At 48.1% G+C, this 21664-nt stretch carries 26 protein-coding genes and 5 pseudogenes; 8 read left to right on the top strand and 23 right to left on the bottom strand.

Translation table 11 applies throughout. The features are described 5' to 3' along the window. Positions 1–103: 103 nt before the first annotated feature. Positions 104–1633: pseudogene (locus JCM10550_RS13875) on the bottom strand (cobyric acid synthase). 153 nt (positions 1634–1786) lie between these two features. On the opposite strand from JCM10550_RS13875, the gene yciH reads away from it, so the two are divergent. Beyond that, complete coding sequence (gene yciH, locus JCM10550_RS13880) at positions 1787–2092, top strand: stress response translation initiation inhibitor YciH (RefSeq protein WP_062399989.1); 306 nt, start codon at positions 1787–1789, stop codon at positions 2090–2092. Between the two features lie 27 nt (positions 2093–2119). Here the strand turns inward: yciH and JCM10550_RS23500 are convergent, their stop codons facing one another. The 18 genes and pseudogenes from JCM10550_RS23500 to JCM10550_RS13940 form a co-directional block, all read right to left on the bottom strand. Beyond that, entirely contained in the window at positions 2120–2728 is a 609-nt protein-coding gene (locus JCM10550_RS23500; RefSeq protein ID WP_245619258.1) for a type II secretion system F family protein, read from the bottom strand. After that, entirely contained in the window at positions 2721–3134 is a 414-nt protein-coding gene (locus JCM10550_RS23505) for a hypothetical protein (protein WP_245619260.1), read from the bottom strand. The genes JCM10550_RS23500 and JCM10550_RS23505 overlap by 8 nt, the downstream gene beginning before the upstream one ends. A gap of 1 nt (position 3135) precedes the next feature. Further along, a complete protein-coding gene (locus JCM10550_RS13890; protein ID WP_062399991.1) occupies positions 3136–4068 on the bottom strand; it encodes a type II secretion system F family protein in 933 nt (310 codons plus the stop codon). Then, positions 4061–5946: pseudogene (locus JCM10550_RS13895) on the bottom strand (type II/IV secretion system ATPase subunit). Before JCM10550_RS13895 ends, JCM10550_RS13890 begins: the two are co-directional and overlap by 8 nt. Positions 5947–7122: 1176 nt before the next feature. Further along, positions 7123–7296, bottom strand: coding sequence for a hypothetical protein (locus JCM10550_RS19140; protein WP_157200301.1), 174 nt, complete (start codon positions 7294–7296; stop codon positions 7123–7125). Between the two features lie 56 nt (positions 7297–7352). Next, positions 7353–7739, bottom strand: a complete 387-nt coding sequence (locus JCM10550_RS13900; protein WP_062399994.1) for a hypothetical protein — start codon at positions 7737–7739, stop codon at positions 7353–7355. Positions 7740–7772: 33 nt separating this feature from the next. Further along, positions 7773–8441 carry a roadblock/LC7 domain-containing protein gene (locus JCM10550_RS13905; RefSeq protein ID WP_062399995.1) on the bottom strand — a complete coding sequence of 223 codons (669 nt, stop codon included), beginning with the start codon at positions 8439–8441 and terminating at the stop codon, positions 7773–7775. A 5-nt stretch (positions 8442–8446) separates the two neighbouring features. After that, positions 8447–8797, bottom strand: a complete 351-nt coding sequence (locus JCM10550_RS13910) for a roadblock/LC7 domain-containing protein (protein ID WP_062399996.1) — start codon at positions 8795–8797, stop codon at positions 8447–8449. Beyond that, positions 8790–9080, bottom strand: a complete 291-nt coding sequence (locus JCM10550_RS23510) for a hypothetical protein (RefSeq protein WP_245619261.1) — start codon at positions 9078–9080, stop codon at positions 8790–8792. The genes JCM10550_RS13910 and JCM10550_RS23510 overlap by 8 nt, the downstream gene beginning before the upstream one ends. A 7-nt stretch (positions 9081–9087) precedes the next feature. Further along, positions 9088–9570, bottom strand: coding sequence for a hypothetical protein (locus tag JCM10550_RS23515; RefSeq protein ID WP_245619262.1), 483 nt, complete (start codon positions 9568–9570; stop codon positions 9088–9090). 58 nt (positions 9571–9628) lie between these two features. Beyond that, positions 9629–9997 (bottom strand): nickel-dependent hydrogenase large subunit, encoded by a 369-nt coding sequence (locus JCM10550_RS23520; protein WP_245619264.1) that lies wholly within the window; start codon positions 9995–9997, stop codon positions 9629–9631. Beyond that, a complete protein-coding gene (locus JCM10550_RS23525; RefSeq protein WP_245619266.1) occupies positions 9987–10223 on the bottom strand; it encodes a hypothetical protein in 237 nt (78 codons plus the stop codon). Before JCM10550_RS23525 ends, JCM10550_RS23520 begins: the two co-directional genes overlap by 11 nt. Next, positions 10220–10606, bottom strand: a complete 387-nt coding sequence (locus JCM10550_RS23530) for a hypothetical protein (RefSeq protein ID WP_245619268.1) — start codon at positions 10604–10606, stop codon at positions 10220–10222. Before JCM10550_RS23530 ends, JCM10550_RS23525 begins: the two co-directional genes overlap by 4 nt. Positions 10607–10686: 80 nt before the next feature. Then, positions 10687–11151, bottom strand: coding sequence for a hypothetical protein (locus JCM10550_RS23535; protein WP_245619270.1), 465 nt, complete (start codon positions 11149–11151; stop codon positions 10687–10689). A 12-nt stretch (positions 11152–11163) separates the two neighbouring features. After that, complete coding sequence (locus tag JCM10550_RS13925) at positions 11164–11730, bottom strand: hypothetical protein (RefSeq protein ID WP_062399997.1); 567 nt, start codon at positions 11728–11730, stop codon at positions 11164–11166. A gap of 2 nt (positions 11731–11732) precedes the next feature. After that, entirely contained in the window at positions 11733–11978 is a 246-nt protein-coding gene (locus JCM10550_RS13930) for a ferredoxin family protein (RefSeq protein WP_062399998.1), read from the bottom strand. A gap of 448 nt (positions 11979–12426) precedes the next feature. Next, the gene (locus JCM10550_RS13935; RefSeq protein ID WP_062399999.1) at positions 12427–13788 is read right to left on the bottom strand and encodes a hypothetical protein; all 1362 of its coding nucleotides are present in this window, start codon (positions 13786–13788) and stop codon (positions 12427–12429) included. Further along, a complete protein-coding gene (locus JCM10550_RS13940) occupies positions 13788–14030 on the bottom strand; it encodes a hypothetical protein (RefSeq protein WP_157200302.1) in 243 nt (80 codons plus the stop codon). Before JCM10550_RS13940 ends, JCM10550_RS13935 begins: the two co-directional genes overlap by 1 nt. A 254-nt stretch (positions 14031–14284) precedes the next feature. Here JCM10550_RS13940 and JCM10550_RS20840 point away from each other — a divergent pair, with 254 nt between their 5' ends. The 3 genes from JCM10550_RS20840 (at position 14285) to JCM10550_RS13950 (ending at position 15282) form a co-directional block, all read left to right on the top strand. After that, the gene (locus tag JCM10550_RS20840; protein ID WP_062400001.1) at positions 14285–14500 is read left to right on the top strand and encodes a HEAT repeat domain-containing protein; all 216 of its coding nucleotides are present in this window, start codon (positions 14285–14287) and stop codon (positions 14498–14500) included. Continuing rightward, on the top strand, positions 14455–14679 hold the full coding sequence (locus JCM10550_RS20845; protein WP_083475537.1) for a HEAT repeat domain-containing protein: 225 nt from the start codon (positions 14455–14457) through the stop codon (positions 14677–14679). Before JCM10550_RS20840 ends, JCM10550_RS20845 begins: the two co-directional genes overlap by 46 nt. Before the next feature lie 288 nt (positions 14680–14967). Beyond that, the gene (locus JCM10550_RS13950) at positions 14968–15282 is read left to right on the top strand and encodes a hypothetical protein (protein WP_062400002.1); all 315 of its coding nucleotides are present in this window, start codon (positions 14968–14970) and stop codon (positions 15280–15282) included. Here the strand turns inward: JCM10550_RS13950 and surE are convergent. Continuing rightward, positions 15264–16052 (bottom strand): annotated as a pseudogene (gene surE, locus JCM10550_RS13955) (5'/3'-nucleotidase SurE). The gene JCM10550_RS13950 and the pseudogene surE sit on opposite strands and share 19 nt — an antisense overlap. An 85-nt stretch (positions 16053–16137) precedes the next feature. On the opposite strand from surE, the pseudogene JCM10550_RS13960 reads away from it, so the two are divergent. Together JCM10550_RS13960 and JCM10550_RS13965 are read left to right on the top strand one after the other, a co-directional pair. Further along, positions 16138–17044: pseudogene (locus JCM10550_RS13960) on the top strand (ATP-grasp domain-containing protein). After that, positions 17041–17976 (top strand): hydantoinase/oxoprolinase family protein, encoded by a 936-nt coding sequence (locus JCM10550_RS13965; RefSeq protein WP_062400003.1) that lies wholly within the window; start codon positions 17041–17043, stop codon positions 17974–17976. Before JCM10550_RS13960 ends, JCM10550_RS13965 begins: the two are co-directional and overlap by 4 nt. A gap of 43 nt (positions 17977–18019) precedes the next feature. On the opposite strand, the gene JCM10550_RS20085 is transcribed toward JCM10550_RS13965, so the two are convergent. Both JCM10550_RS20085 and JCM10550_RS25300 read right to left on the bottom strand, forming a co-directional pair. Then, the gene (locus JCM10550_RS20085; RefSeq protein WP_218185231.1) at positions 18020–18541 is read right to left on the bottom strand and encodes a hypothetical protein; all 522 of its coding nucleotides are present in this window, start codon (positions 18539–18541) and stop codon (positions 18020–18022) included. 1 nt (position 18542) lies between these two features. Continuing rightward, positions 18543–18671 (bottom strand): hypothetical protein, encoded by a 129-nt coding sequence (locus tag JCM10550_RS25300; RefSeq protein WP_281175413.1) that lies wholly within the window; start codon positions 18669–18671, stop codon positions 18543–18545. A gap of 163 nt (positions 18672–18834) precedes the next feature. Here JCM10550_RS25300 and JCM10550_RS13975 point away from each other — a divergent pair, with 163 nt between their 5' ends. Both JCM10550_RS13975 and pscS read left to right on the top strand, forming a co-directional pair. After that, complete coding sequence (locus JCM10550_RS13975) at positions 18835–19014, top strand: hypothetical protein (protein WP_062400005.1); 180 nt, start codon at positions 18835–18837, stop codon at positions 19012–19014. Then, positions 19014–20197: pseudogene (gene pscS, locus JCM10550_RS13980) on the top strand (O-phospho-L-seryl-tRNA:Cys-tRNA synthase). Before JCM10550_RS13975 ends, pscS begins: the two are co-directional and overlap by 1 nt. 299 nt (positions 20198–20496) lie before the next feature. On the opposite strand, the gene JCM10550_RS13985 reads toward pscS, so the two are convergent. Beyond that, positions 20497–21609, bottom strand: a complete 1113-nt coding sequence (locus tag JCM10550_RS13985) for a tRNA sulfurtransferase (protein WP_245619272.1) — start codon at positions 21607–21609, stop codon at positions 20497–20499. Positions 21610–21664 lie beyond the last annotated feature (55 nt).

The following is a 21664-nucleotide window of genomic DNA, read 5'->3' on the forward strand; positions in this document are numbered from 1 at the left end:
CCCCCCTGCGAGAGCGTTCTGCCTCGCCTCACGTACGACAGCTGATGTCGATCTCAGCAAAGTGACTGCGGTATGTTGCAATGCTATGCACGGCGAGGGTTTTTCAAGCATTTTCTCCGTCATCAGCTGATGGTCTGCTTTTGGTATCCGGCCGACCCTCTTTTGCAATGGCAAGAAGTGTCTGCACATCCAGTGACCGTTCAAAACTACGGGCTACGGTATCATACGCGGTGTCATCATATATGGGATTGGTTGATTCAGCGGGAGTGTATGCCGTGCCTTTTTTATCCGAAAGACAGGACAGGAGTGCATCTACTGCGGTTCTGTTCAGGAAGAGTCCGTGCATGTATGTCCCAAAGACCTGCCCGTCATCAGAGACTGCTCCCTCGTCCTCAAACGCTCTTTTCGAGTGTCCGACTGAGGTCTCTCCTGCGTGTATTTCATACCCGCTGACCTGTTCCATTCTCTGGAGAATCGGGGGGGGATGGTTCAGAGGTGTCCGGGTAACCTGAACAGTTGTTTTGGTATATTCTAAGAATGTTGTTGTGATATCAAGCAGTCCAAGGCCTTGGTATGTCCCTTCAGCAGATTCTTGACCCGAATCGGTGATTGTTTTTCCCAGCATCTGGTATCCGCCGCAGATACCAATGACGGGGATGCCTGCAGTATGCGCAGCATGAATTTGGTATGCGAATCCTGAATCATACAGATACTGCAGGTCGGTAATCGTGTTTTTTGTGCCGGGAATGATGATACAGTCAAAGGATGAGAGCGTTGCCCCCCCGGGCTGCACATATTCAACAGACGCCTGCTGTTCCAGCAGTTCAAAATCGGTGAAATTTGATATCTGTGGCAGATGTATTATTGCAATTCTGATGCCCGTTTTGTTTGTCTTTTTATCTTTTATTGAGAGAGAATCCTCACTGGGGGGGAGAGGAATGTCAAAATAGGGGGGGATCACTCCCAGAACGGGAATGCCGGATTTCTCTTCCAGAAATTTTTTCCGTCTTCAAAAAGCTGGTAATCTCCACAGAATTTGTTGATGACAATCCCTTTTACCTGCTGGCGGACATCATCCGGCAGAAGCATCAGCGTCCCCCCCAGCACCTGCGCAAAAACTCCCCCCCCGTTCAATATCCGCAACGAGAATAATGGGAAGACCGAGTTTTTGTGCGAGGAGGATGTTTGCAATATCGTGGTCATACAGGTTGCATTCAGCAGCACCGCCCGCACCTTCAATCACCATCATTTCATATGTGTCCTGTAGGTTCCAGAATGCCTGAAGTGCAGTGTTCAGGAAAAAATCGGTTTCGGTATAGTATTCTCCTGTCCTGACATCACGAAATGGTTTTCCCAGAAGTACAATCTGTGATTCACCATCTCCTTTTGGTTTCAGCAATATGGGGGGGTTCATCTCCGCAGAGGGTATGGCGCGTGACGCAAATGCCTGCACTGCCTGAGCGATACCGATCTCATCGCCGGATGGGGGGGTTACATATGAGTTCAGACTCATATTCTGGGATTTGAATGGGGGGGCAACCCGGTAACCATAATTGGTGAGAATCCGGCATATTGCCGTTACCGTGATACTTTTCCCTACGTGGGATGCGGTTCCAAGAATCATCAGGGACATGTATGGTACACCATTCCGTTTTTGTGGGTTAAATTTTTTTGTTTTATCGCTCAAAATCTGATTTACATGTTCTGATTCCCTAATACATTAATGAACGGATATTCAGTGAATCATGCCAACAAATATATAAACAAAGCATGAAGGTACATGGTAATGACTGGAGGTATATGTCCAAAGTGCGGACTGCCCAAAGAACTCTGTATCTGCGAAGAAGTAGCGAAAGAACAGCAGCAGATAAGTGTTAAGATAAACCGACGCCGGTACGGCAAAGAGGTCACCGTGGTTGATGGTCTTGATCCCTATGACATTGACCTGGATGAACTGCAGAAGTACCTCAAAGGGAAACTTGCCTGCGGCGGTACAGTGAAAGGTAATTCAATTGAGCTTCAGGGAAATCATCGTGAACGGGTGAAGAAACTCCTTCTTGATAAAGGATATAAGCTCGATAATATCAGTTAATCTTTTTTTAAAATAGTAGGGTATTTTTCAGATAAACAGTCTGAATGCAACCCATCCGATGACGACCATGACGACCGAGTACTTGAGTCCTGCAACCGCACGTCCTTCACCCATCTGTCCTGCGACAAGACCCGAAAAGAATCCCTGAATTACTGACGCATGGAGGAACAGCCGCCGATAAAATTCCATGTCAATGGTTGCCCCGAATGCTGATCCGCCACTTCCTGACTCTGCCACAGCCTCGCCAGCCTGTGCCATTGTTTCCAGAAATGTCCCTGTCATCACTGCAATCACAAAGAGGAAGACTAGGTAGGAAACGAGCACGATAATGACATAAATAAGCATATTATTGCGTCGTTCTGTTTCGAGATTGACAAATTCGAAGCTGTCATTTGCGGCAGCACGCAGAACTTCACTCACATCACCACCGGCACGACTTGCTTTTGCAATAAGATCAACACTCCTCTGTGCAAGTGATGTGCCTATCCGCTCTCCAAACTGGTATATTGCATCGACAAACGGAACATTCCATGACATCTCTGCATCAAGTTTTTTGATATACGGTGTCAGGGAACCATATTCACCATCTGCAACAACGTGAATCGCGTTTGGCAGTGTCATCCCGCTTTCATTCATTCCTGCAACGTCCCGGAAGAAGTTTGGCAGTGATATATTGAGATTTCTCACTCTCATTGAGTGTTTCAGATCCAGAAGTGCAAGGGGGAACTGCTGCAACCAGCACTGCAAGAAGGAAATAATCGTCAATGCCTGTTGTCGTCAGTGCGAGAACGACTCCGTATTTACTCACCTGGAGTACCAGTCCGATAACAAAGACAATAATTGCAACGGGAATGGTGAGAATCAGAATATTTTCCGGTTTTTCCGTGAGCATCTGAACTGGGTGACGCATGAATTTTCCAAATCCCTCGTCTGAACTGTGCCGCTCTTCCACCCGTGCAAGTATTTCTTCATCTTTTTGGATTTCCGGTGGTGCATTGTCTGGGGGGGTATTTGCTGGTTTTTTCTTATCAAATAGTTTCATTCTACACCTCCGGGGGGGTCATTGAACTTATGAGAATCACAAACATCACACTGCCCAGTGGGATGACAGCATAAATCACTGCATACAGGAACAAGGGGGGGTCTGTTTCGCCGCTGATTGTCGACATGATGGACTGGAGAATGATCAGAAAAAGGGTGCCTGCGACAAGTGCTGTCACATACGATTCTGAGATCAATCCCAGTGTTTCCAGGAATGTTTTCTGTTCCATGCGGTTTTCCCGGGTATATTGTTCTGACTTGGTGCGGAAATATTCCGTCAGGTTACTTCCCGCTGAAATACTTGCAGACGCACCCTGGAGGAACTCACGCATTCTGCCGCTTGGGGTGTACTGACCGGCGATTCTCAGGGCATCAAGCAGGTCTTTTCCAAAAATATCAATTTCCCGTGCAATATATCGCGCTTCAACGGCACTTTCCCCCCCGTATATCTTGCTCTGTCCAAGCAACCGGAATACTTCTGCCGGTGTGATGCCTGCTGTCGACATAGCGGTGATATAATTAATTGCATACGGTAGCGTTGCATCAATATTCCTTTTTCTTTCTCCAGCCATAATTCCCGGATATATGAGAAATACTGCATAGGTAATTCCTCCGAATACAATCAGGCTGATAACCATTACGATTAATCCACCGATTAGTGCTTTAAACGGATTCAGAGCAATGATGAAATCCGGCAGACTTCCGTAATAGACGATAAGATCCGGCAGATTGAACACGTATGTAATAAAGCCTATCAGGGCTCCGAAGACCAGTCCGACAAGGACAGATGTAATGTAGGCCGTTGAGAGATATGCTTCAAACGGCACGGTCATTCGTGCGCGCATCATCTCATTGCGCAGAAAGAGATAGTCGTCTCTTTTTGCTTTCATACGTTCTCCAAGAAGATTGAAACAGAGCCTCTGATAACTATTCATAGAGATCACTCCTGACAAGTTCCATTACGGTCTCCGGGTCACGGTAATAGGAGAGCAACACTTTCCCGACTTCCTGGAAGTGACGGATCTTTTTTAACCGCATCCATTCAAGAATTTCCTGGCGTCTTTTGAGTTCTTCCCGCATACGGGCATCACTCCAGCCTTTTCCTTCCATAATATCTTCAAGAATGTAGGATTTACCGGAGAACCGGATATCATCTGTTGCTGCATTCCATTTGAAGACTTCATTGGTGATCAGTTCATTTGTCCGGGGATCAATGTCGAGTATTTCGATGAGGGTTTTATTTCGTCGAATTCTCTGTCCTCCAAACCGCGCCTGCACCTGCACGCTGACCAGATCAAGGGCGCTCAGCATATTACGGGGCACATTCATTGGCGGGTTTTCAAACCGGTGAACAACACTGGCAACAGAATCTGCGTGTGTTGTTGCATAGGTTACGTGACCCGTGCTCATGGCCTGGAAGAGGGTCTGTGCCTCTTTACCACGTACCTCACCTACGAGGATATATTCGGGACGCTGACGGAGTGCTGCACGCAGCAGTTCGTACATGTCAATAGATCCTTTCCCGCCGCTGTCAAACGATTCCCGGGTAATGGAAGGGATCCAGTTCTTGTGCGGAAGTTTCAGTTCACGGGTATCTTCAAGCGTGACAATCTTTGCAATAGGTGGAATAAACAGTGATATTGCATTCAGAGACGTTGTCTTTCCTGAAGCGGTTCCTCCTGCAAATATACAGGATTTTCCATTTTCTACCGCGAGCCACAGGAATGCAATGGAGAGAGGAGAATATGTCCCCCACTCGATGAGATCTGTTGGAGTAATGGTTCATCCTTGAATTTTCGGATGGTGAAGGTAGAACCATGGGCGGTCACCTCATGACCAAGGGTCATCTGAATACGTGACCCGTCTGCCATTGTTGCATCAAGCATCGGTTCTGATATTGAGATATATTTCCCTGCACGCTGGGCAAGTTTGGTTACAAATGAGTCCAGATCATCAGAACGTGTGTACGTGAGGTTCGTCTGGATAGATTCATAATTAGAATGGAATACAAATAGTGGAGCATTGATACCGTCACAGGAAATATCCTCAATATATTTATCATGCATGATGGCGTCAATCCGCCCGTCTCCAATGAAATTCTTATGAATATGATAGAGGATCTTTTCCCGTGATACCGGATCCAGTTTTATACCGTAATCAAAGACAATATTGTCAACTGCCTCTGTCAGGGTAGAATATGCCCGTTCTTTTGTGAGGTCCTTAGTGTTGATGTCAAGTGTTTCAAACAACCGCTGTGTCAGTTCCTGTAACAGTACTTTTTCTCCATCAGAGAGTTCAGGTTCAATTACGGTGTAGAGGTACTCATGACTGTTGTGGTCAAAGATGATTCTGATGTAGGCATATGGTTCATTTACCGGATATAATTCGATTTCTTCAATTCCTTCACTACTATCATGCGAGAGATTAACAAGGGAGCCATGAATTGCAGGGTCATATTCCACAACCTTGCCCCCCCGAATTTTGCCAAACAGACCCTGGCCAAATTTTTTCGTTTTTTCTTCCAGACTTGTGTCTTCAGGAACAAATTCAGCTGGTTTTAGCTTTGAAAGATCCAGTCTTTCCAGATCGCCCTCAACAATTCCATCCAGTGCAGCGAAGATTTCTTTTCTGTTACTCATCTCAAATTTGTGTGCACCGTCCGAGATGTGGAACTCCTCAAGGTCCAGTTCAGCACCACCTGACAGAATCAGATCTGAAATGTTTGTTGCTTCTTCTGCACTAATTATTCCATCTTTCCGTAATTTTTTCTTAGCTATTGGTTCAGAATGGGAGTATGCGTTTTCAGGTTTGATTTCGACTGGCTCTTTGCGGATATTTTTATTTCCTTCACTTGAAAGATCTTCAATTATTCGGGTAATTTTCGTTGTTGTGTTTTGTGGCTGATTTGTTCCGGAAACAAGTTCAGCTTCATCGTATACCTGCACCAGTTCGTTAATAAGATCATCTGGTTTCAGTTTTGAGGGTATCTTGTTTGCCGTCGCTTCTGAATTCTGTATCTCCTGAATGATTGAACTGAGTTCTCCAGACGGGAACTCATCGGATTCTTCACTAAAATAATCCGTTTCCGGTATATCCTCTTTATTATTCAGTAATTCACTGATAATTCCATCAATTCTCTTTTCAGCTTCACTATCCGGTCCCTTTTCTGCTGAATAATTGGTGTTCTGCTGGATGTCAGCAATCAGTGAACCAAGATGATTATTTTTTGTCTCTGCGGTGACCTCAGGTTTTTCATCTGTATGCTCTTCCGGTGATTCATGCTGTGGTGACTGGATGGGTGAATTCGGATGGGACGCAGATTCTGATCTGGTATCATTATCTACCGTAACACTCAGTTCGATATTATCTCTGCTAAATTCTGGTATTTCGTTTTTATCCGTAATCTCAGGGATAATTCTGTCCGTATCCTGATCAAAGGTTATTTCATCATGCTCTTTCGCACCGGCTTCCGGAACTTCGTCTTCTGCGCTTTTGGATATGTTCCCCATCATTATTTCTGGTGCAGAACCGGTAAACACATCCTCATTTTCCGGTTTCCGGTCATCTTTGGCAGGTTCTTGTTCTGATTTATTGGTCTGAATCCCTGCAATGATGTCTCTGAGAGTAGGTTTCATTCCTTCTGGTTCAGTGCTACCGGATACTGGATTACCTGCTTGTGATATTACGGGTGTTGAATTTTCATCCTTAATCTCAGTTATTTTATCCATTTTCCGGACATCAGTCAGCAGATCTCCAAGAGTTTCATTTGGCCGGGTATAATCCGAGACACTGATTTCATCCGGTTTATCGGAGATATGTTCTGTTTCTGAAATATCCGTTTCGTCATCCACTATCAGGATTTTTTCATTTTCTGCAGGAATACTCTGTTCTGTTTTTTCTTCTGGAGAAACAGCATCACTGGTTTCTTTTTTCTTATTTCCACGACGCAATCCCCCAAAAATGATTTCATCTCTTTCATTTTTTAATCCTCAAATCTCGATTACGGTATCAATCAGTTCATCATTAAACTCAATTCTGTATTTGTGGACAGTCCCCGATCTGTCCACGATGATACAGTCATAGATACCATTGACCAGTTTAAATGCCACAATCCCATCTGGTCCGGTGACTTCGCTCAGAAGGAGTTGCCTGCCTTTTCTCATGGAGACTCTTGCCCCCCCGGCAAGCGGATCACGTCCTGAGATGATATGGAGTCTGATTAACCCCCCCTCCCTTTTTTATGATCTCCAATCTCAGGAATTGTTTCCAGGTGGCTGCTTTGTAGATGTCCTTTGTCGTATATCCTGCACCCTGCAGCCACCGATTCTGTGATCAATTTCTCCGTCAGATATATCTTAAATTTTAAATTGTTATCGTAGAGATAAATTGCTTTGTCGCCATAGACGTTTCCCTCATTTCCCATAAGGGCAGCACCTTCAACGGTTCCATCGACAAAAATTAATAAACACTGATCTTTTCCCCCAATAGATATTGCAAGTCCGGATCGGCCGGATGCTTTCATTTTGTTTATAAGGTCTTCAGATTCATACTCACCAGCATACTGAGCATGTTCGACCACATTTCTAATGTCGTTTTCAATATTCATCTTCTCTCACCATTCCCCCATACCATGGTTATATCACAGCTTTTGCACTCCTTTTATCGCAAGGCGGATCATGCCAAGATTTGCGTCCGTTGAGGTCAGTACAACCAGATAGAGGTCCTCAAACGGTGCAAGTATGCATTTACCCTGTGGTGTTTCAAGAATTATCTGCTCAAGGATGCCAATTCCAAGATCATCTGATATTTTTGCACCTGCACGGAGAAGATCTTCAGCGATGGCTGCAGCATGCTCAAAGTCACCATCTCCCCCCCGCGAATTAATGGGAAATCCTTCAAAAAATGACGAAACGGCAATCACTCCGGGCTGCCGAAGAATCCTGTCAAGTTTCTCTTCGTTGGAAAGTGTTGTCTCATCTTCAGTTGGAAGCGACTTATGATCGACAAGCCAGTTATTCCGGATTGAATAGGTAATCACCTTTCTCAGTTCAGATTCATTATAGGAGGTGACCGTATATTCTAAAAACGGCTGTTCTCTAAAGAAAATTATTGCATCATTTCCTTTCAGCTCCGTTCCATTTTCATTGTATTGGGCAATTGCAGGAATTCCATTCTCTATGAGAAGATATCCCTCTCCATTCGGTCCCCCCCTTGCTGATACCCCCCCGGCGATTATTTGTCCGGTGAATTCAATCAGTTCTTTAAAGGGACCTTTCAGATTTGCAACCTGTCTGCCTTCCGGAAGCATTAGTATCACAGTGCAGCAATTATTCTTTCACGGTTTTTCTTTAGTTCATACCGAATTCTTCCAATATTTACATCTTTTTCCGCGACAATTGCAATGAGTTCATCCTCAGAGAGTGGCGAAAGGAGAATTGGTCCGTTTTCGCACTCCACAAGCATCTGGATCATTTCCCCCCCCTTACCAAGTTCCGCACCCATTGCTTCAGAAGTACCCATTCCGGTCGAAGCCATTGCGCCGAGTGCCTCAGTGTCAATCTCACCTTTTTCTGCGCTCTCTATCACAAATCCATCCCTTCCGACAACCACCGACGCGGTAATCCCATCCAGTCTGAGAAACTCTGTCAATATTGATTTAAGCATCTTTTACACCTGATTCTGTCCGTCTCATTTTTTGAATTAATCGTCTTTCTTTTGGCACGATGGTAAATTTGACCGGCATTTTGCCGATTGCATGGGTTGCACATGATATACAGGGATCATAGGCACGGATTACCATCTCAATTTGATTTTTACCGCTTTCTGAAATTTTCCCGTTAGAAATTACTTTTCGTGCAACATTTTCTACACCTTTATCCATTGCCCAGTTATTCTGGCAGGTTGCAACGATCAGATTACATTTTTCAATGAATCCCTCATCATTCACGGTGTAATCATGAATGAGCGTGCCACGCGGGGGCCTCAATGATGCCAACTCCCCCCCGGTTATTGATCACACAATCCACCGGTGTCCGGACATCTGTTGAGGTAATCGATGGGTTGCTGAGAATTTCGACAGCACGTTCACAGGATGCGAGGAATTCGATATACCGTGCTTGATTATATGCAAGAGTCGTCTGTACATGCCTCCCGAATTTCTTTCTATACTCCTCGAGAGCCGCATCTGCAGCGGGTGTACCCATTGAATCAACAATATTCAGACGTGCCAGAGGGCCAACCCGATAAAACCGTCCATCCTTCAGACGGGAGAATTTGAGATATGACCAGTCTTCTGAGTATTCTTCGATCCTGTTTACATACTCCTGCCCGGAGAACGATGTAATCGGGGGGGAGCCATCGGTGTCAATGACTTTTGTTGTGCCGCCGCAGACCGAATACCGGCCATTTTCCGTAGCACCCATGAATGCCGAATCCACCGTTCCGAAAGAGAGATCCGTTTTGTCCAGAATGTCGCGTGCAAGACTCCAGCATTCTTTAGCTATTGAGCAGCGTCTTCTGCCATCTCAAGCAGCTCGGTTCTCTGGCTTTCCGTAATCGAGTGTGACATCCCGCCCGGAACGGCAGATGATGGATGAATCGGTTTCCCCCCCCAATGGCCTCGGTGAGCCGCTGACCAAATTTCCGGACTTTTATTGCATTTTTTGCGATTTCCGGTTCTTTTTTTACGAGGCTAAGGATGTTTCTCTCTTCGGGTGGCACATCATGACCAATGAGAAAGTCCGGGGCTGCCAGCATAAAAAAGTGCAGGGAATGCGAGTGCACATACTGTCCATGCATCAGCAGTTCACGAAGATTTTTTGCGGTATTGGGGATTTGAGCACCAAATATCTGATCACATGCCATTGCTGACGCGATGTGGTGAGAGGTCGGACAGATTCCGCATATCCGTGGGGGTAATTCGCGGAGCCTCTTCAACTGCTGCACCGATCATGAACTTTTCAAATCCCCCCCTCAGTTCAACAACATTGAAATGTGCACTTTCAACCCCCCCTCCGGTGCTATCGACTTCAATGCGCACTTCTGCATGGCCTTCAATACGAGTGACCGGACTGATGTTAATCCGTGTCATCGGTTCCCCCCCTCTTGGGATATGACTTCACGGATTTTTGATATCTCTTTATCCTCCATTACCTCGCTTCCCATGGTAAAGGCATACATGGTATGTCCAACATCGTAGAGTTCCTTTTTAATCTCCTTTTCAGAGATGTCTGTCAGATCAGCAATTCTCCGGACCATCAGATTATATATATCCCTGCATGGTTCTCTGAGAATATCGAGAGATGGTCCATTGCAACCGTGGCAGGCCACATTATTTTTAGGACATGATGCATTACATCCGCAGAAGGTTACCGGCCCGAGACAGAGATACCCCTGACCCAGCAGGCATGTCTCCCGGTCCGGGATTCCTACATGACGACGTTTCAGTGACCAGTCTTTTACTTCCCCCCCCATTTTGCGGTCACATTCTGAGCAGACGGATTTTCTGGAGAGATTAATTTTATCTCCCTTAATCAGCGGAAGGAGAATTTCTTTTAACCGTGCCTCCTTGGGGGGGGACAGCCCGGAATATAATAATCGATTTTTACCATATCTCCAACGGCAAAAACCCGGTACAGAAATCCCGGCACATCATGAGGAATGGCGCCATCCTCTTTGACGGTATCAACAGCAGTATACACGGTTTTAAAAAGTTCTTCTCTGCTGCTGATCATGGAAAGTCCCGATATCCCTCCATAGCATGCACAGGTACCAAGCGCTACAAGAACCCGGGAATTTTTTCGTATCTTTTTCAGACGCTCCTGATTCTCTTCGTTTCGCACTGCTCCTGTGACAAAGGCAATGTCAATGTCTTCAGGGGGTTCCTTTACATCCATTATTACCGGGGGGGAATATACAATGTCTGCCGCTTCAACCAGATCCAGAATTGCTTCATGGAGGTCAAGGACAGCAATGGTACAGCCAGAGCATCCGGCCAGTTCTTCTATTGCAATCTTCATCGGTTATCTCCATTATTTCAGGATCAGTTTTTTGAGGCAGGCATTTGGTCCGGTGTGAATGATTTCCAGTTTGCCTCGTTTTCCGGTGATCTCTTCAACAGCACCCACCACATATCCACACAGCGTCTGGCAGAAAGGGCCCCCCTGCTCTTCCCCGATTCTTCTCAGTGTCTGGCGGACAATGCAGTCATGAAAGACCAGATAGATGAATGTCCCGCTTTCATCCTCTACAATGTAGTTGTCCCTGTCTCCGGGTTTCCATGGTTCAAAGGAGTATTGTCCATGCAGAATGTATGAGAGTTCACGGAGTGCGTCTTCCACGTCATCCTTTTTTTCGAAATACTTCGCAACTTCGTGTCCGAATTTTTTTCCCGCACGGTATGTAACAGCATTTGCCCCCCTCCCTGCGATCTCTTCCAGGGATTTTATGATATAGCCATTCATCTGCATGAGACCGTGCAGGGTGACCTCTAACTCTGCAGCAGGAGGGTCACATCTCAGGGGGGGCACATCTTCTGCTTTAAAGACAAGATCTGTTTTGAACTGCTTTTTTGCTTCATCAATGTAACTTGCAGGCATTCTTAGATCACCTTTCGAAGCATGTTGCAAACTTTCATGCTGATGTACATTCTTCTGGACGGCACAGCACCTTTGTGCTCAAGAGCCTGAGCCGGGCAAATTTCATGGCACGACAGGCATCCCATGCAGTTTTCCGGATGGGCCGGGTAACTAACACCATTTTGTAACTGAAGTACTTCCATTGGGCAGTCCTTGACGCAAAGGCCACACCCAACGCAGGCATCCTCGTCAACCTTGATTTCTATCATGTATCGACCCTTCGCAGAGAAGAATTAAGGACTTCTCGTCACTGATTTAACAGCAATAACTAAGTGGTGTGATTAATCACTAAAAGTCCTTCCGATGGATGATCGGAGGTCCATTTCATTGTAAAATAAGTAATTTACGCTATTTTTGGGAAATTTCTATATACTCTTCTTAAATTAACGATAGTCTAAGATCCTGAATAGATCATTAACGATGGATTTAAATTTCACGTTTTTTTCAATTAAACAAAAATACAGAGGCGATTATTCTCTCAGGGCCACAGATTATACATTCAAAATAAAATCACTAAAAATGGAGGTTAGCGTGGTACCATGTGCCAGACTGTTTCCCCATTGCTAAGGTCGAGTTTCATGTATGCCTTTGCGGGATCAAAGTCATCTGGTACCTGGAAGACAAGCACCCCTTCAAATGTTCCTTTTCGGTCCAGCTTTACCTTATAATAGGGATATCCGGCTGGTTCAATATAGGTTGTCGGATCCAGTTTTCGACCGACGTAGGGGGGGGAGGGGGGGTGATGCTTTTGTATTCCTCTCCGTTGTAGATGATGGTGAAATCCTTCTGGTCAGGGGGGGTGGTTATGATCATGTCACGGGATGACCCGCCTCCACGGAATCCAAGATGATGGATTTCTATGACCGGGAAGACATACTTGTATCCATATCCTGCGACATTCTTCTCATTTTTGTCATCCTGTTTCAGGGTATACATTCTTGAATAGCTCAGTGAACTAAATTTAACTGAGATATCGTTTTTCTTCTTGCTGTCCGGATAGACATGGTTTTCATACATATAGATCGCATCAGGGAAGAGTTTGCCATTGGGCAGTTCAAATACTGCTGTTTCAATGGTCTGCATATCCAGCGCTTCGAGTGCATTGTTATTGTTCGAAAAACCCTTCTGGACATAGGTATTACCCGTTTTAATTGGATCGATCTCAGTAAATGTTGCCCCATACCAGAAATAGGAACCCGCATACTGGTAATTTCTCACGCCCTCCAGAAAATTGTCTGCCACATCAGCATACTGTGGTGCAATCGGGAGATGCGTGATCTCATCTTCGATCTCTGCTGCCTGGATCATCATCTGTTCTGAGGCATCTGCCATGCCCGTAAAATCCGAATCGGTAGAATAGCCGGAAATTTTCTGGATGTGGTCCTGCATCTCAGTGCTGTATCTGCCAAGAAGACCCTCTAGATTGTCTTTGGATATGTAGAGGTCATATTCATCAGTCACACTCCCTGATGATATGGCATCTGAGGAGATGCTGTCAATTCCCTGGACTGCCGGGACAATGGTGTCAATATTTTCATACGGCACAATGTTTGCGGATGAATCGATGGTCACTGCAGACCATGCAGGCAGCGGAAGATAGTTGTCTTCTGTCCAGTCGCCGTTGAATCTTTTTGCCTCCTCAGCAGTGAGGGAGGTCTGAAACCGGGGGGATTTTTTATCTGCAAACATATAGGATACGGTTACATATCCGGTATCCGACCCTGCTGTGCTGTCATACATTTCATAGGCAATGGTGGAGGCATCACTCAGGTGAGCCCAGTTTGTATCTTCCAGAACACTGGGTGAACTGTTGTAGACGATTGATACCTTCACTCCTTTATCCCGGCCAAGAAATGCCGGATTGGCAAAGTCAGGATCGGTAAGCAGATCAAAAGTCTCGATCTTATAGGTTTCCATTCCCGTTCCCGCACCGGAAAACCGGTCTGCTGCCCGAAGGAATGCATTAAGGACGGTCTCTTCATATTCTGAGGAATCCCCCCCTGTACCGCTGGACTGCACTACCCCCCCTCCACTTTCGGTATACGCCTGATATCTTCTTCTGTTATCTCGACTTCTGCCGGTCGGGTCAGGTTAGAGATGAGGTAGGTAATTGGTTCGCCTGCTTCGGATGATTCCTGAGTCTGGGATGTATTGTTAAAGAGTGCAATCCCGGCTTTTCCTTCGTATGCAAGCCCGAAAAAAACAAGGACTGCAATCACGCCAACGATCAGGATGATCTGTTTTACGTTCTGTTGTTTCATCTGCACCATTCCGGTATATATTCTCTGAGATGATTCAGAGTACTATTGGGGAAATAAATATATAGTGATGATGTTTTTGCGTATGGGATCCGAGGTTTTTTGCCTGTAATCGTTCAAAACTTATCTGAATATGATGCCGGAAATGCCCGTTGGAGATCTCATCGCAGATCTGTTATCCGAATCTGATATACTCAGGCGGACGGCTGAATCCTCTCTGAAGGAGTTTTCTGCCGAAGTTGTGCTTCCTGAGATGTGTGCTCTTCTGCATTCACCCGATAAACGCATCCGAAACCGGGGGGATGGAACTCTTCTGCTGCATCGGCAGTGCTGCCGTCCCTTCTCTTGCACTGTTGCTTAACGATGAGGATTGGACGGTCCGGTATCGTGCTGCAGAAGCCCTTGGTATCATCGGTGGCGATGTGGCATGTGCCTGCTGGTTACTGCCCTGCAGGACGGCAGGGATCATGTGAGATACATGGCGGCAAAAGGGTTGGGTCTCTCGTCATGTACAGGAGCTGCCGATGCGGTGGCTTCTCTTCTCAACGATGAGAATGAGTTTGTGCGTGGATCAGCGGCTCGTGCTCTCGGGCAGATGAATCTTGTGGCATATGCGCCAGCAATTGAGGGTGCTGCAGCGGGAAACGTATGAAAAAACCCGGGGTATGATGACAGAGGCCCTGATCCACCTTGGCGGGGGGAAAAATAGGCGGCTGCATGAGTCCTGAAGCACCTGAAATGCGCGGGTGGATCCTTGCGGGTCTTGCCTGTCTAATCTTCTGTGTACCTGTCTCAGTCTATGTCATTGGCTCGACGCTGGGTGCCGGGGTGCAGTTTCCGCTCTTCCGCTATCAGGATACCTATATGGGTGCAAATGTGATCACCATTTTCGTGACCTCCAGTATGTGCTGGAAGGTACGATCACCGGCAGAAGTGCCTGATGCCTATCTTCTGGACCGCAGGACTTGTGTCCGGAATTTCAGGACTTGTCTCTGTTGCCCTCCCGTCCCGGATACTCAACTTCTCCTCTTTCCGCAGGGGTGGCATCTGTATCATGGGTTCAGGTATTCTCTATCTCGTTGCTCTTATCGCCCAGTACGGGCCATCGTTTTCATCAAGCGGAGGGTTTGCCATACCAGTGGGTGTCCCTGTGCTCGTTGTGGCAGGCTGGCTGGTGTGGTCGGGCATTCTCTTTCCGGATGCCGGTGAAACAGATGAGAATGAACCTGAGGTATCTCAGGACAATTCATCATAAAACAGTTTTTCGAGACCGGTTTTTCCGGAATATGCAGTGCAGTCCAGGGTGATGGGGGTGATTGAAATGCGTCCTTCATGGACAGCGTGGACATCAGTGCCTTCCTCCGCATCCGAACATATGGGTCCGTTGATCCAGTAATATGGTCGCCCGGGTCGATGCGTTCTTCCACACCCGTGAGGAAAAGTTTCTCTGCAAGATGAGTGACTTCATAGCCGCCGGTGACTTCTGCCGGGATATTGACGTTGACAACATCGGTGCCCAAGGGGAATCCGTCTTCTAACAACCGCTTGCAGATATCTGTGATTACCGTTTTTGCCGCGGCAATTCTGTTCAGAATACCGCGGGTCGTCAAATTTCTTGCCCTGATCCTCCACTTCAAGTGAGAAGGCAATGGACGGCACTCCCTGGTTGGATGCCTCCAGTGCAGCCCCCCCGACGGTCCCTGATGTCATGATGGATTCATAGGAGAGGTTCTCTCCGATATTGACACCGCTTACCACAAGGTCAGGTTTCAGGTTCAGTGAGTATATGCCAATGATCACAGAATCTGTTGGTTTCCCGCCGACGGAGTAGGCCTCGGTGTTGTGCATGGGAATTTTTGTGACCCTGATAGGTTCAAATATTGATATGGAACGTCCCACTGCACTCTGTTGTGTTGAGGGGGGCGACAACGGTCACATCCGCAAAAGGGTGAGTGCCTCGTAGGCTGCCCACAGCCCTTCTGACGTGACGCCATCATCGTTTGTGAGGAGTATTTTTGGTCTCATTTGTCTGGATGAAAATGAGGTTTTGTGGCTACAAATAAAGTTCGATCGGCACTCTCATAATTTCCGAAGGTGCATATAGTATGCAATGCTGGCACTTCTCGCAGAATATACGGTATTCCACAATCCTGCACTGGCACCGGAAGGCAATGCAATGCTCTCTGTCTTAAAAGAGAGTTTCCTCCGGTCAGGATATGACGTGATTTCCCCCCGGAGTCCGGGGGGGATTTTGAAGCAGAACTCAGGCGCCTCTCGCCTCTCGCCGATGTGGGGGGGCTCGTTATTGCACCGGATCATCTGCTCGGAAAATATTCAAAGATTCTTGAAGACAACTGTCATAATATCGGGTGCGGAAGTCTCAATTGTGCTCTCTGTTCAAAAAAACCGCATGCAGGAGCAATTCTTGCCGCACAGGGCATCGCTGTGCCGAAGGAGGTCTCTGAAGGTGTCCGTGTGATAAAGGAAAAACAGGGAGCAGGTGCTCTGAATATGCGTATTGCCGATGAAGACCCCCCCGGATCCGGTGAGTTTGGGCAGGAGTTCATCGAAGGCGAGCATATGAGTGTAAGCCTTGTCATCGGCCGGTATGTAGGAAATGCCTGTTCATACTACAGCGGGCGTCCGCCCCCTGGTGCTTTCCCTGAATCGCCAGTTCATTCGTTTTGATGATGGTCTGGTGGCGTTTGGGGGGGGTGGTGAAATTGGCGTAGATCATCCCCCCCGTAGATGAGATTGTCGCAACTGCCATCAAAGCGGCCACCGTCCTTGGCTGTCAGGGGGGGTATGCAGGGATTGATGTGATTGTCGGCGATGACGTCTATGTCGTGGATGTCAACCCGCGACCCACCTCCAGTCTGACCGGTATTACTGCGGTGATAGAAGAGGAGATTGCTGAGGTTCTGGTTGCTGCATCGAAAGGGGGGGATGTGCCCGAATCCGTCCATCTCAGGGGACGGGCGAGGTACGATAAGGACGGGACGGTGACAGTGCTATGATAGGCATTGACGTCGGTGGTGCAAACCTGAAGATTGTGGATGGGGATGATGTCATCATCCATTACTGCCCTCTCTGGAAGGAATCGCCCATTGCAACATATCTGAAACCATATGCCGGACGAAAGGCTGCGGTGGTGATGAGCGGAGAGCTCGCAGATGGATTCTCCTCCAAGGAAGAAGGCATTGCCTTTATCGTTCATGCGGTCCGGTCGGTCATTTCGGATGCCTGGTTTTACGGGACGGACGGGGCATTTCATGCCGAACCCTGCATGAGTCTTGCGGCAGCCAACTGGCTGGCCTCAGCGGATTACCTGCGCACGAAATTTCCGGAATCGGTCTTTGTAGACATGGGAAGTACCACCACGGACATCATTCCGCTCTCTTCGTTTGACCGGCTGCTCTCACTGCGTGACCTTGACAGACTCCAGCGGGGCATGCTGGTTTACACCGGCCTTCTGCGTGCTCCCGTCGCCTCGCTGATCCGGGAAGTCTCCCTGGACTGCGGTGCTACACGAACGCTGGTTGCAAACGAACTCTTTGCCATCAGTGCTGACGTCCATCTTGTGATGGGACATATTGGGAAGGTGGAATACGCCGTGCCCACACCGGATAACGCAGGCGTCATGATCAGCGAATCCCTGCAGCGGCTGGCACGGATGGTCTGTTCTGATCTTTCCGAAATTGGAGAAGAGAATGCGCGTGCAGTGGCTGCTGCATTCTGGGATGAGCAGCGGTCCGTCATTGAAGAGGAGATTCGGAGGGCCTCGGGCAGTGAAACAATGCCAAATCTGATCTGCGCGGGAATCGGGTCAGCCCTTCTTGCACAGACATTTGGCGGCAGAGACCTCTCAGACATATATGGGACCATGACAGATGCGTTCCCCCCCGCGTTTGCGGTTCGTGAGGTGGCGAAACGAAACGCGGAACTCTGAGTCTCCTTCTGCTTGCAGGATCTCTTGTGGTGACCCTGGTGTGCTATCTGGCAGGGTTCCCGTTCTTCTTCTTTCTCCTATTTATTCCGCTGATTCCGTTTGCCGTGCCCCCCCGCATCGAATAAAGAAATGCCCGTGCTGCGGGTGGGAGACCTCTGGCGCCGAAGAGTTCTGCCCCCCCTGGGATGGGACCGCTCTCATCCCCCCCTCTGAATGACAGTTCATTCATATTGAGGATGGAAATGGGAATCGGCACCCCCCCATACATATCAATCACATCGGGCAGGGGGGGGAATGAGCGTTGTGCGTAGTTTCTGAGTGTCCCTCTGTCGACTACGATCTCAAGAGCTGCAAGAATCCGGGCGGCATGATGATAGGGGGGGTGCTTTTCAATCAGGGCGTTGCAGAGGTCGACAATGGGCATCCCCAATCGGGTATCCGGATAAAACGGCGACTCTGCATAACAAAGTCTTCCGCATTGTTCACAGTGATATCTCTTCACAAATACATGGACCGTATGTTTCCCTTTTTTGTTTCTGAGAGTGGCAAACCGTTTGCGGCGCATGTCATGCCCCCTTTACCGGTCCGCCGCAGTATGGGCAGGCATCAAGACGGGTAAAGGTGATGCCGTCAGCTGAGAGGATCGCTGAAGATACGAGATCTTTGAGCATTGAAGGGATCTGAACCGTGCGCATCGATATATTTCTCCTGTCGGGATAGTTATCGGTAAATATTTCTTAAGGGTATGCATTCATCTCAGGCGAACATCATTTCCGTGCAGTCAGTAGCGGGAGATGGGTTTGTTTTTTGTGTCTGGTTTATTATGCATTAAAAAAAGAGGAATAGGCAGGTTAGCAGATGTCAAGACGTGCAGTAGACGCTCTGTTTCAGGCGCTGTATCTTCTCACAGATATTCGGTTTATTCTGCGGGAGACAGCACCTGTCCACGAACTCGATGATGAGCAGAAGGTTCGTGCGGGAAAGGCAATGGAAAAATTGAAAAAACAGGTGACCATTCTTGAGGAGGAACTGAGCTGATGAAATGTACCGCTGATATTGATACCCGTGATGCAGAAGAGCTCTACATTAATATCGATCCCATACAGGCGGGCGGTCGTCTGACCGTTGATGCCCAGAAGGCGGCACTTGCCTATTCTGACGGATATTCGGTATGTGATAACTGTCGGAAACCATTCCGTCTGGATTATATCAATAAACCCCCGATTGCAGATTTTCATCGTGACTGCGCGGAGTGGCTGAACATGGATGCGGTCCGGCTGGTTCCCGGTGCCCGGCGCGGGTTTCAGGCAGTGGCAAGTTCAATGGTTGAGAAGGGAGATCCTGTCCTTTTGACAGCCCTTTCCCATTACACGGAATTTGTCTCCCTGGAACAGTCCGGTGCTGACATTCACGAGATCCCGATGGATGAACACCATCATATCACCGCCGATAACGCTGCGGCACGGATTGAAGATATCACCCGTGAGACCGGGAGGACACCGTCCATTCTCTTTGTGGAACATGTGGATTACCAGTATGGGAATATCCATGAGATTGCAGAGATTGCAAAGGTGGCTCACCAGTATGACATCCCAGTGCTGTTAAACGGTGCATACAGTGTTGGAATCATGCCGGTGGACGGTAAGGCACTGGGCGTGGACTTTGTCATTGGTTCCGGACATAAGAGCATGGCCGCCCCAGCCCCCTCGGGGGGGCTTGTTGCAACAACAGATGAGTATGCCGACATCGTCTTCCGGACGACGCAGGCCAAAGGAGATATCACCGGCCGCACCTTCGGTATCAAGGAAGTGGAGATGATGGGATGCACACTGATGGGGGGGGTGACTGTCGTCGGCCTCATGGCATCATTCCCTGCCGTAAAAGAGCGGGTGCTTCACTGGGACCGTGAAGTAGAAAACAGCAACAAGGTCGTGGACGCACTCAGTGCCATCGAGGCAGCCGGATAGAGAGTGACATGCCGCGTGAGCATACACTTACGAGAATCAATACGGTGGATTCCTTTGACACGGTGGCTACAACCCATAAAAAGAGAGGTTACTTCCTGTCACAGGCGCTTAAAAAGAAGGGAGTCATCGGCGTTATCCCCGGTTCCACCCGTGTATGGAAATATAATACCTATGGGCTGACTGATGCACAGATTGCGCATCTCTGCCAGGTATTTCAGGACATTGCCCGGGAAAACGGGCTTACGGTCTTGTAATCTTCAGTGGTTTGATAATCCTTTTTGGGAGTATCCCTCCTCTGAGAAATCAGCTATTTTCTTATGCCTGCCTTATCACAGGGAATAAAAAAGGGTGACTTGTCCCCCCCCTTACGGGTGGGCAGGTAACAATGAAAGGGATCGGATTTTTCCTTTCAGAAATGTGTTATACCAGGGGTCTGCATTTCAGTGGGTGATGTTATGGAAACGGGCCGCCAATGATTTTCCCGTTCCGTGCCTCGACAATGGTAGCATGCGCCAAGGCATCTTTTAAGATCTCATCGAGTGCAATCTGTGCTTCATCGGCGCGTATCACTTCGGGATCTGCCGCAATAGAGGGGGTGCTTTGGGACGATGGTGCACCCGAGGTCTCCGGCATTGTCACGGAAGGTTCCAATCATTCGTGCCCGGAGAATGATCTCTTCTTTGTCATAGGTCAGCAGCGGACGGAGGATAGGTATTTCCTGAGTGATCACTTCCTGTACCACTCCGAGGTTTGCGAGGGTCTGTGTTGCCACCTGGCCGATGTTGTCGCCCATTACGATGGCAACCATATTTTCCTGCCGGGCAAATGCTGAGGCCACACGCAGCATGAACCGTTTACAGAGGATACAGCGGGTCCGGAGAATTCCTGCGGCAAGAAGTGCATCGTAGAATGGTTCAAGGGGAATGACCGTCATCTGGATTGTTTTTCCCGGGCACCAGGCAGAGATGGTGGCCAGATTCTTATCTACCGTGCTGCGGACATCTGCACCAGCATGCCTCCCGCCGTCACAGTGGAGAAATACCGGGACACATCCGCGGCGCATCATCATCCATGTAGCAACCGGAGAGTCAATTCCTGCAGAGAGGAGGGAAAGGAACTTGCCCTGCGTGCCGAGAGGAAGACCTCCCGGCCCCGTTATCTGAGTGTCATAGACGATTCCCCCGAATACCCGTGCCTCCGCAAATACCTCATAGTCTGGTGCGGTCAGGTCAACGTGGATGCCGGGACAGCGGTCGATGATGCGTGCGCCCGTTGAGGCACCCAGTTCCCGGCTGGTAAATCCTTTCATACCGGACCGTTTTGCACGAACTGCAAATGACATGCCGGGAGCAAGTTTTTCTGCTGCAAGTCGAGCCGCTGTCTCTTCGATGATATCCCGGTCCGGCGGTGTCATGATGCACTTGCTGACTCCGACAATGCCGAATACCCGTGACGCAGCCTGTGCAATCCTCTCCGGCTCATCTCCGGTGATGATGATTCTCTCTCTGAACTGTTTAATTGAACATTCCAGCCCTTCTGCTTTAACAGCGGCAGCCAGGTTATTTGTCAGGATATTGATATAGTATTTCATGACAGATTCGCTCTTCAAAAAAAGCTCACCATATCGTATCATCACCGCTTCGGTTGTTTCCATATATTCTTCCATTCTTCTCATCTCTTCCGGCTGTCCGCGGGCCGGCAATAACCGGAGATATGTTGGC

Origin of the sequence: Methanogenium cariaci JCM 10550, from assembly GCF_001315945.1 — an archaeon.
In the GTDB taxonomy this organism is placed as follows: Archaea; Halobacteriota; Methanomicrobia; order Methanomicrobiales; family Methanomicrobiaceae; genus Methanogenium; species Methanogenium cariaci.

What these genes read in the sequence shown, in the direction of transcription:
- JCM10550_RS13890 (WP_062399991.1), bottom strand. Translation starts at nt 4,068, where the DNA reads ATGAATAGTTATCAGAGGCTCTGTTTCAATCTTCTTGGAGAACGTATG.
- JCM10550_RS13905 (WP_062399995.1), bottom strand. Translation starts at nt 8,441, where the DNA reads ATGCTTCCGGAAGGCAGACAGGTTGCAAATCTGAAAGGTCCCTTTAAA.
- JCM10550_RS20085 (WP_218185231.1), bottom strand. Translation starts at nt 18,541, where the DNA reads ATGCGCCGCAAACGGTTTGCCACTCTCAGAAACAAAAAAGGGAAACAT.
- JCM10550_RS13900 (WP_062399994.1), bottom strand. Translation starts at nt 7,739, where the DNA reads ATGAATATTGAAAACGACATTAGAAATGTGGTCGAACATGCTCAGTAT.
- JCM10550_RS13985 (WP_245619272.1), bottom strand. Translation starts at nt 21,609, where the DNA reads ATGGAAGAATATATGGAAACAACCGAAGCGGTGATGATACGATATGGT.
- JCM10550_RS13975 (WP_062400005.1), top strand. Translation starts at nt 18,835, where the DNA reads ATGTCAAGACGTGCAGTAGACGCTCTGTTTCAGGCGCTGTATCTTCTC.
- JCM10550_RS13965 (WP_062400003.1), top strand. Translation starts at nt 17,041, where the DNA reads ATGATAGGCATTGACGTCGGTGGTGCAAACCTGAAGATTGTGGATGGG.
- JCM10550_RS23535 (WP_245619270.1), bottom strand. Translation starts at nt 11,151, where the DNA reads ATGAAGATTGCAATAGAAGAACTGGCCGGATGCTCTGGCTGTACCATT.
- JCM10550_RS13940 (WP_157200302.1), bottom strand. Translation starts at nt 14,030, where the DNA reads ATGAAACAACAGAACGTAAAACAGATCATCCTGATCGTTGGCGTGATT.
- JCM10550_RS25300 (WP_281175413.1), bottom strand. Translation starts at nt 18,671, where the DNA reads ATGCGCACGGTTCAGATCCCTTCAATGCTCAAAGATCTCGTATCTTCA.
- JCM10550_RS13925 (WP_062399997.1), bottom strand. Translation starts at nt 11,730, where the DNA reads ATGCCTGCAAGTTACATTGATGAAGCAAAAAAGCAGTTCAAAACAGAT.
- JCM10550_RS23500 (WP_245619258.1), bottom strand. Translation starts at nt 2,728, where the DNA reads ATGAATGAAAGCGGGATGACACTGCCAAACGCGATTCACGTTGTTGCA.
- JCM10550_RS20845 (WP_083475537.1), top strand. Translation starts at nt 14,455, where the DNA reads ATGTGCCTGCTGGTTACTGCCCTGCAGGACGGCAGGGATCATGTGAGA.
- JCM10550_RS23525 (WP_245619266.1), bottom strand. Translation starts at nt 10,223, where the DNA reads ATGACACGGATTAACATCAGTCCGGTCACTCGTATTGAAGGCCATGCA.
- JCM10550_RS13950 (WP_062400002.1), top strand. Translation starts at nt 14,968, where the DNA reads ATGCCTATCTTCTGGACCGCAGGACTTGTGTCCGGAATTTCAGGACTT.
- JCM10550_RS13930 (WP_062399998.1), bottom strand. Translation starts at nt 11,978, where the DNA reads ATGATAGAAATCAAGGTTGACGAGGATGCCTGCGTTGGGTGTGGCCTT.
- JCM10550_RS23530 (WP_245619268.1), bottom strand. Translation starts at nt 10,606, where the DNA reads ATGGGGGGGGAAGTAAAAGACTGGTCACTGAAACGTCGTCATGTAGGA.
- JCM10550_RS13910 (WP_062399996.1), bottom strand. Translation starts at nt 8,797, where the DNA reads ATGCTTAAATCAATATTGACAGAGTTTCTCAGACTGGATGGGATTACC.
- JCM10550_RS19140 (WP_157200301.1), bottom strand. Translation starts at nt 7,296, where the DNA reads ATGAGAAAAGGCAGGCAACTCCTTCTGAGCGAAGTCACCGGACCAGAT.
- yciH (WP_062399989.1), top strand. Translation starts at nt 1,787, where the DNA reads ATGACTGGAGGTATATGTCCAAAGTGCGGACTGCCCAAAGAACTCTGT.
- JCM10550_RS23505 (WP_245619260.1), bottom strand. Translation starts at nt 3,134, where the DNA reads ATGAAACTATTTGATAAGAAAAAACCAGCAAATACCCCCCCAGACAAT.
- JCM10550_RS23520 (WP_245619264.1), bottom strand. Translation starts at nt 9,997, where the DNA reads ATGGCATGTGATCAGATATTTGGTGCTCAAATCCCCAATACCGCAAAA.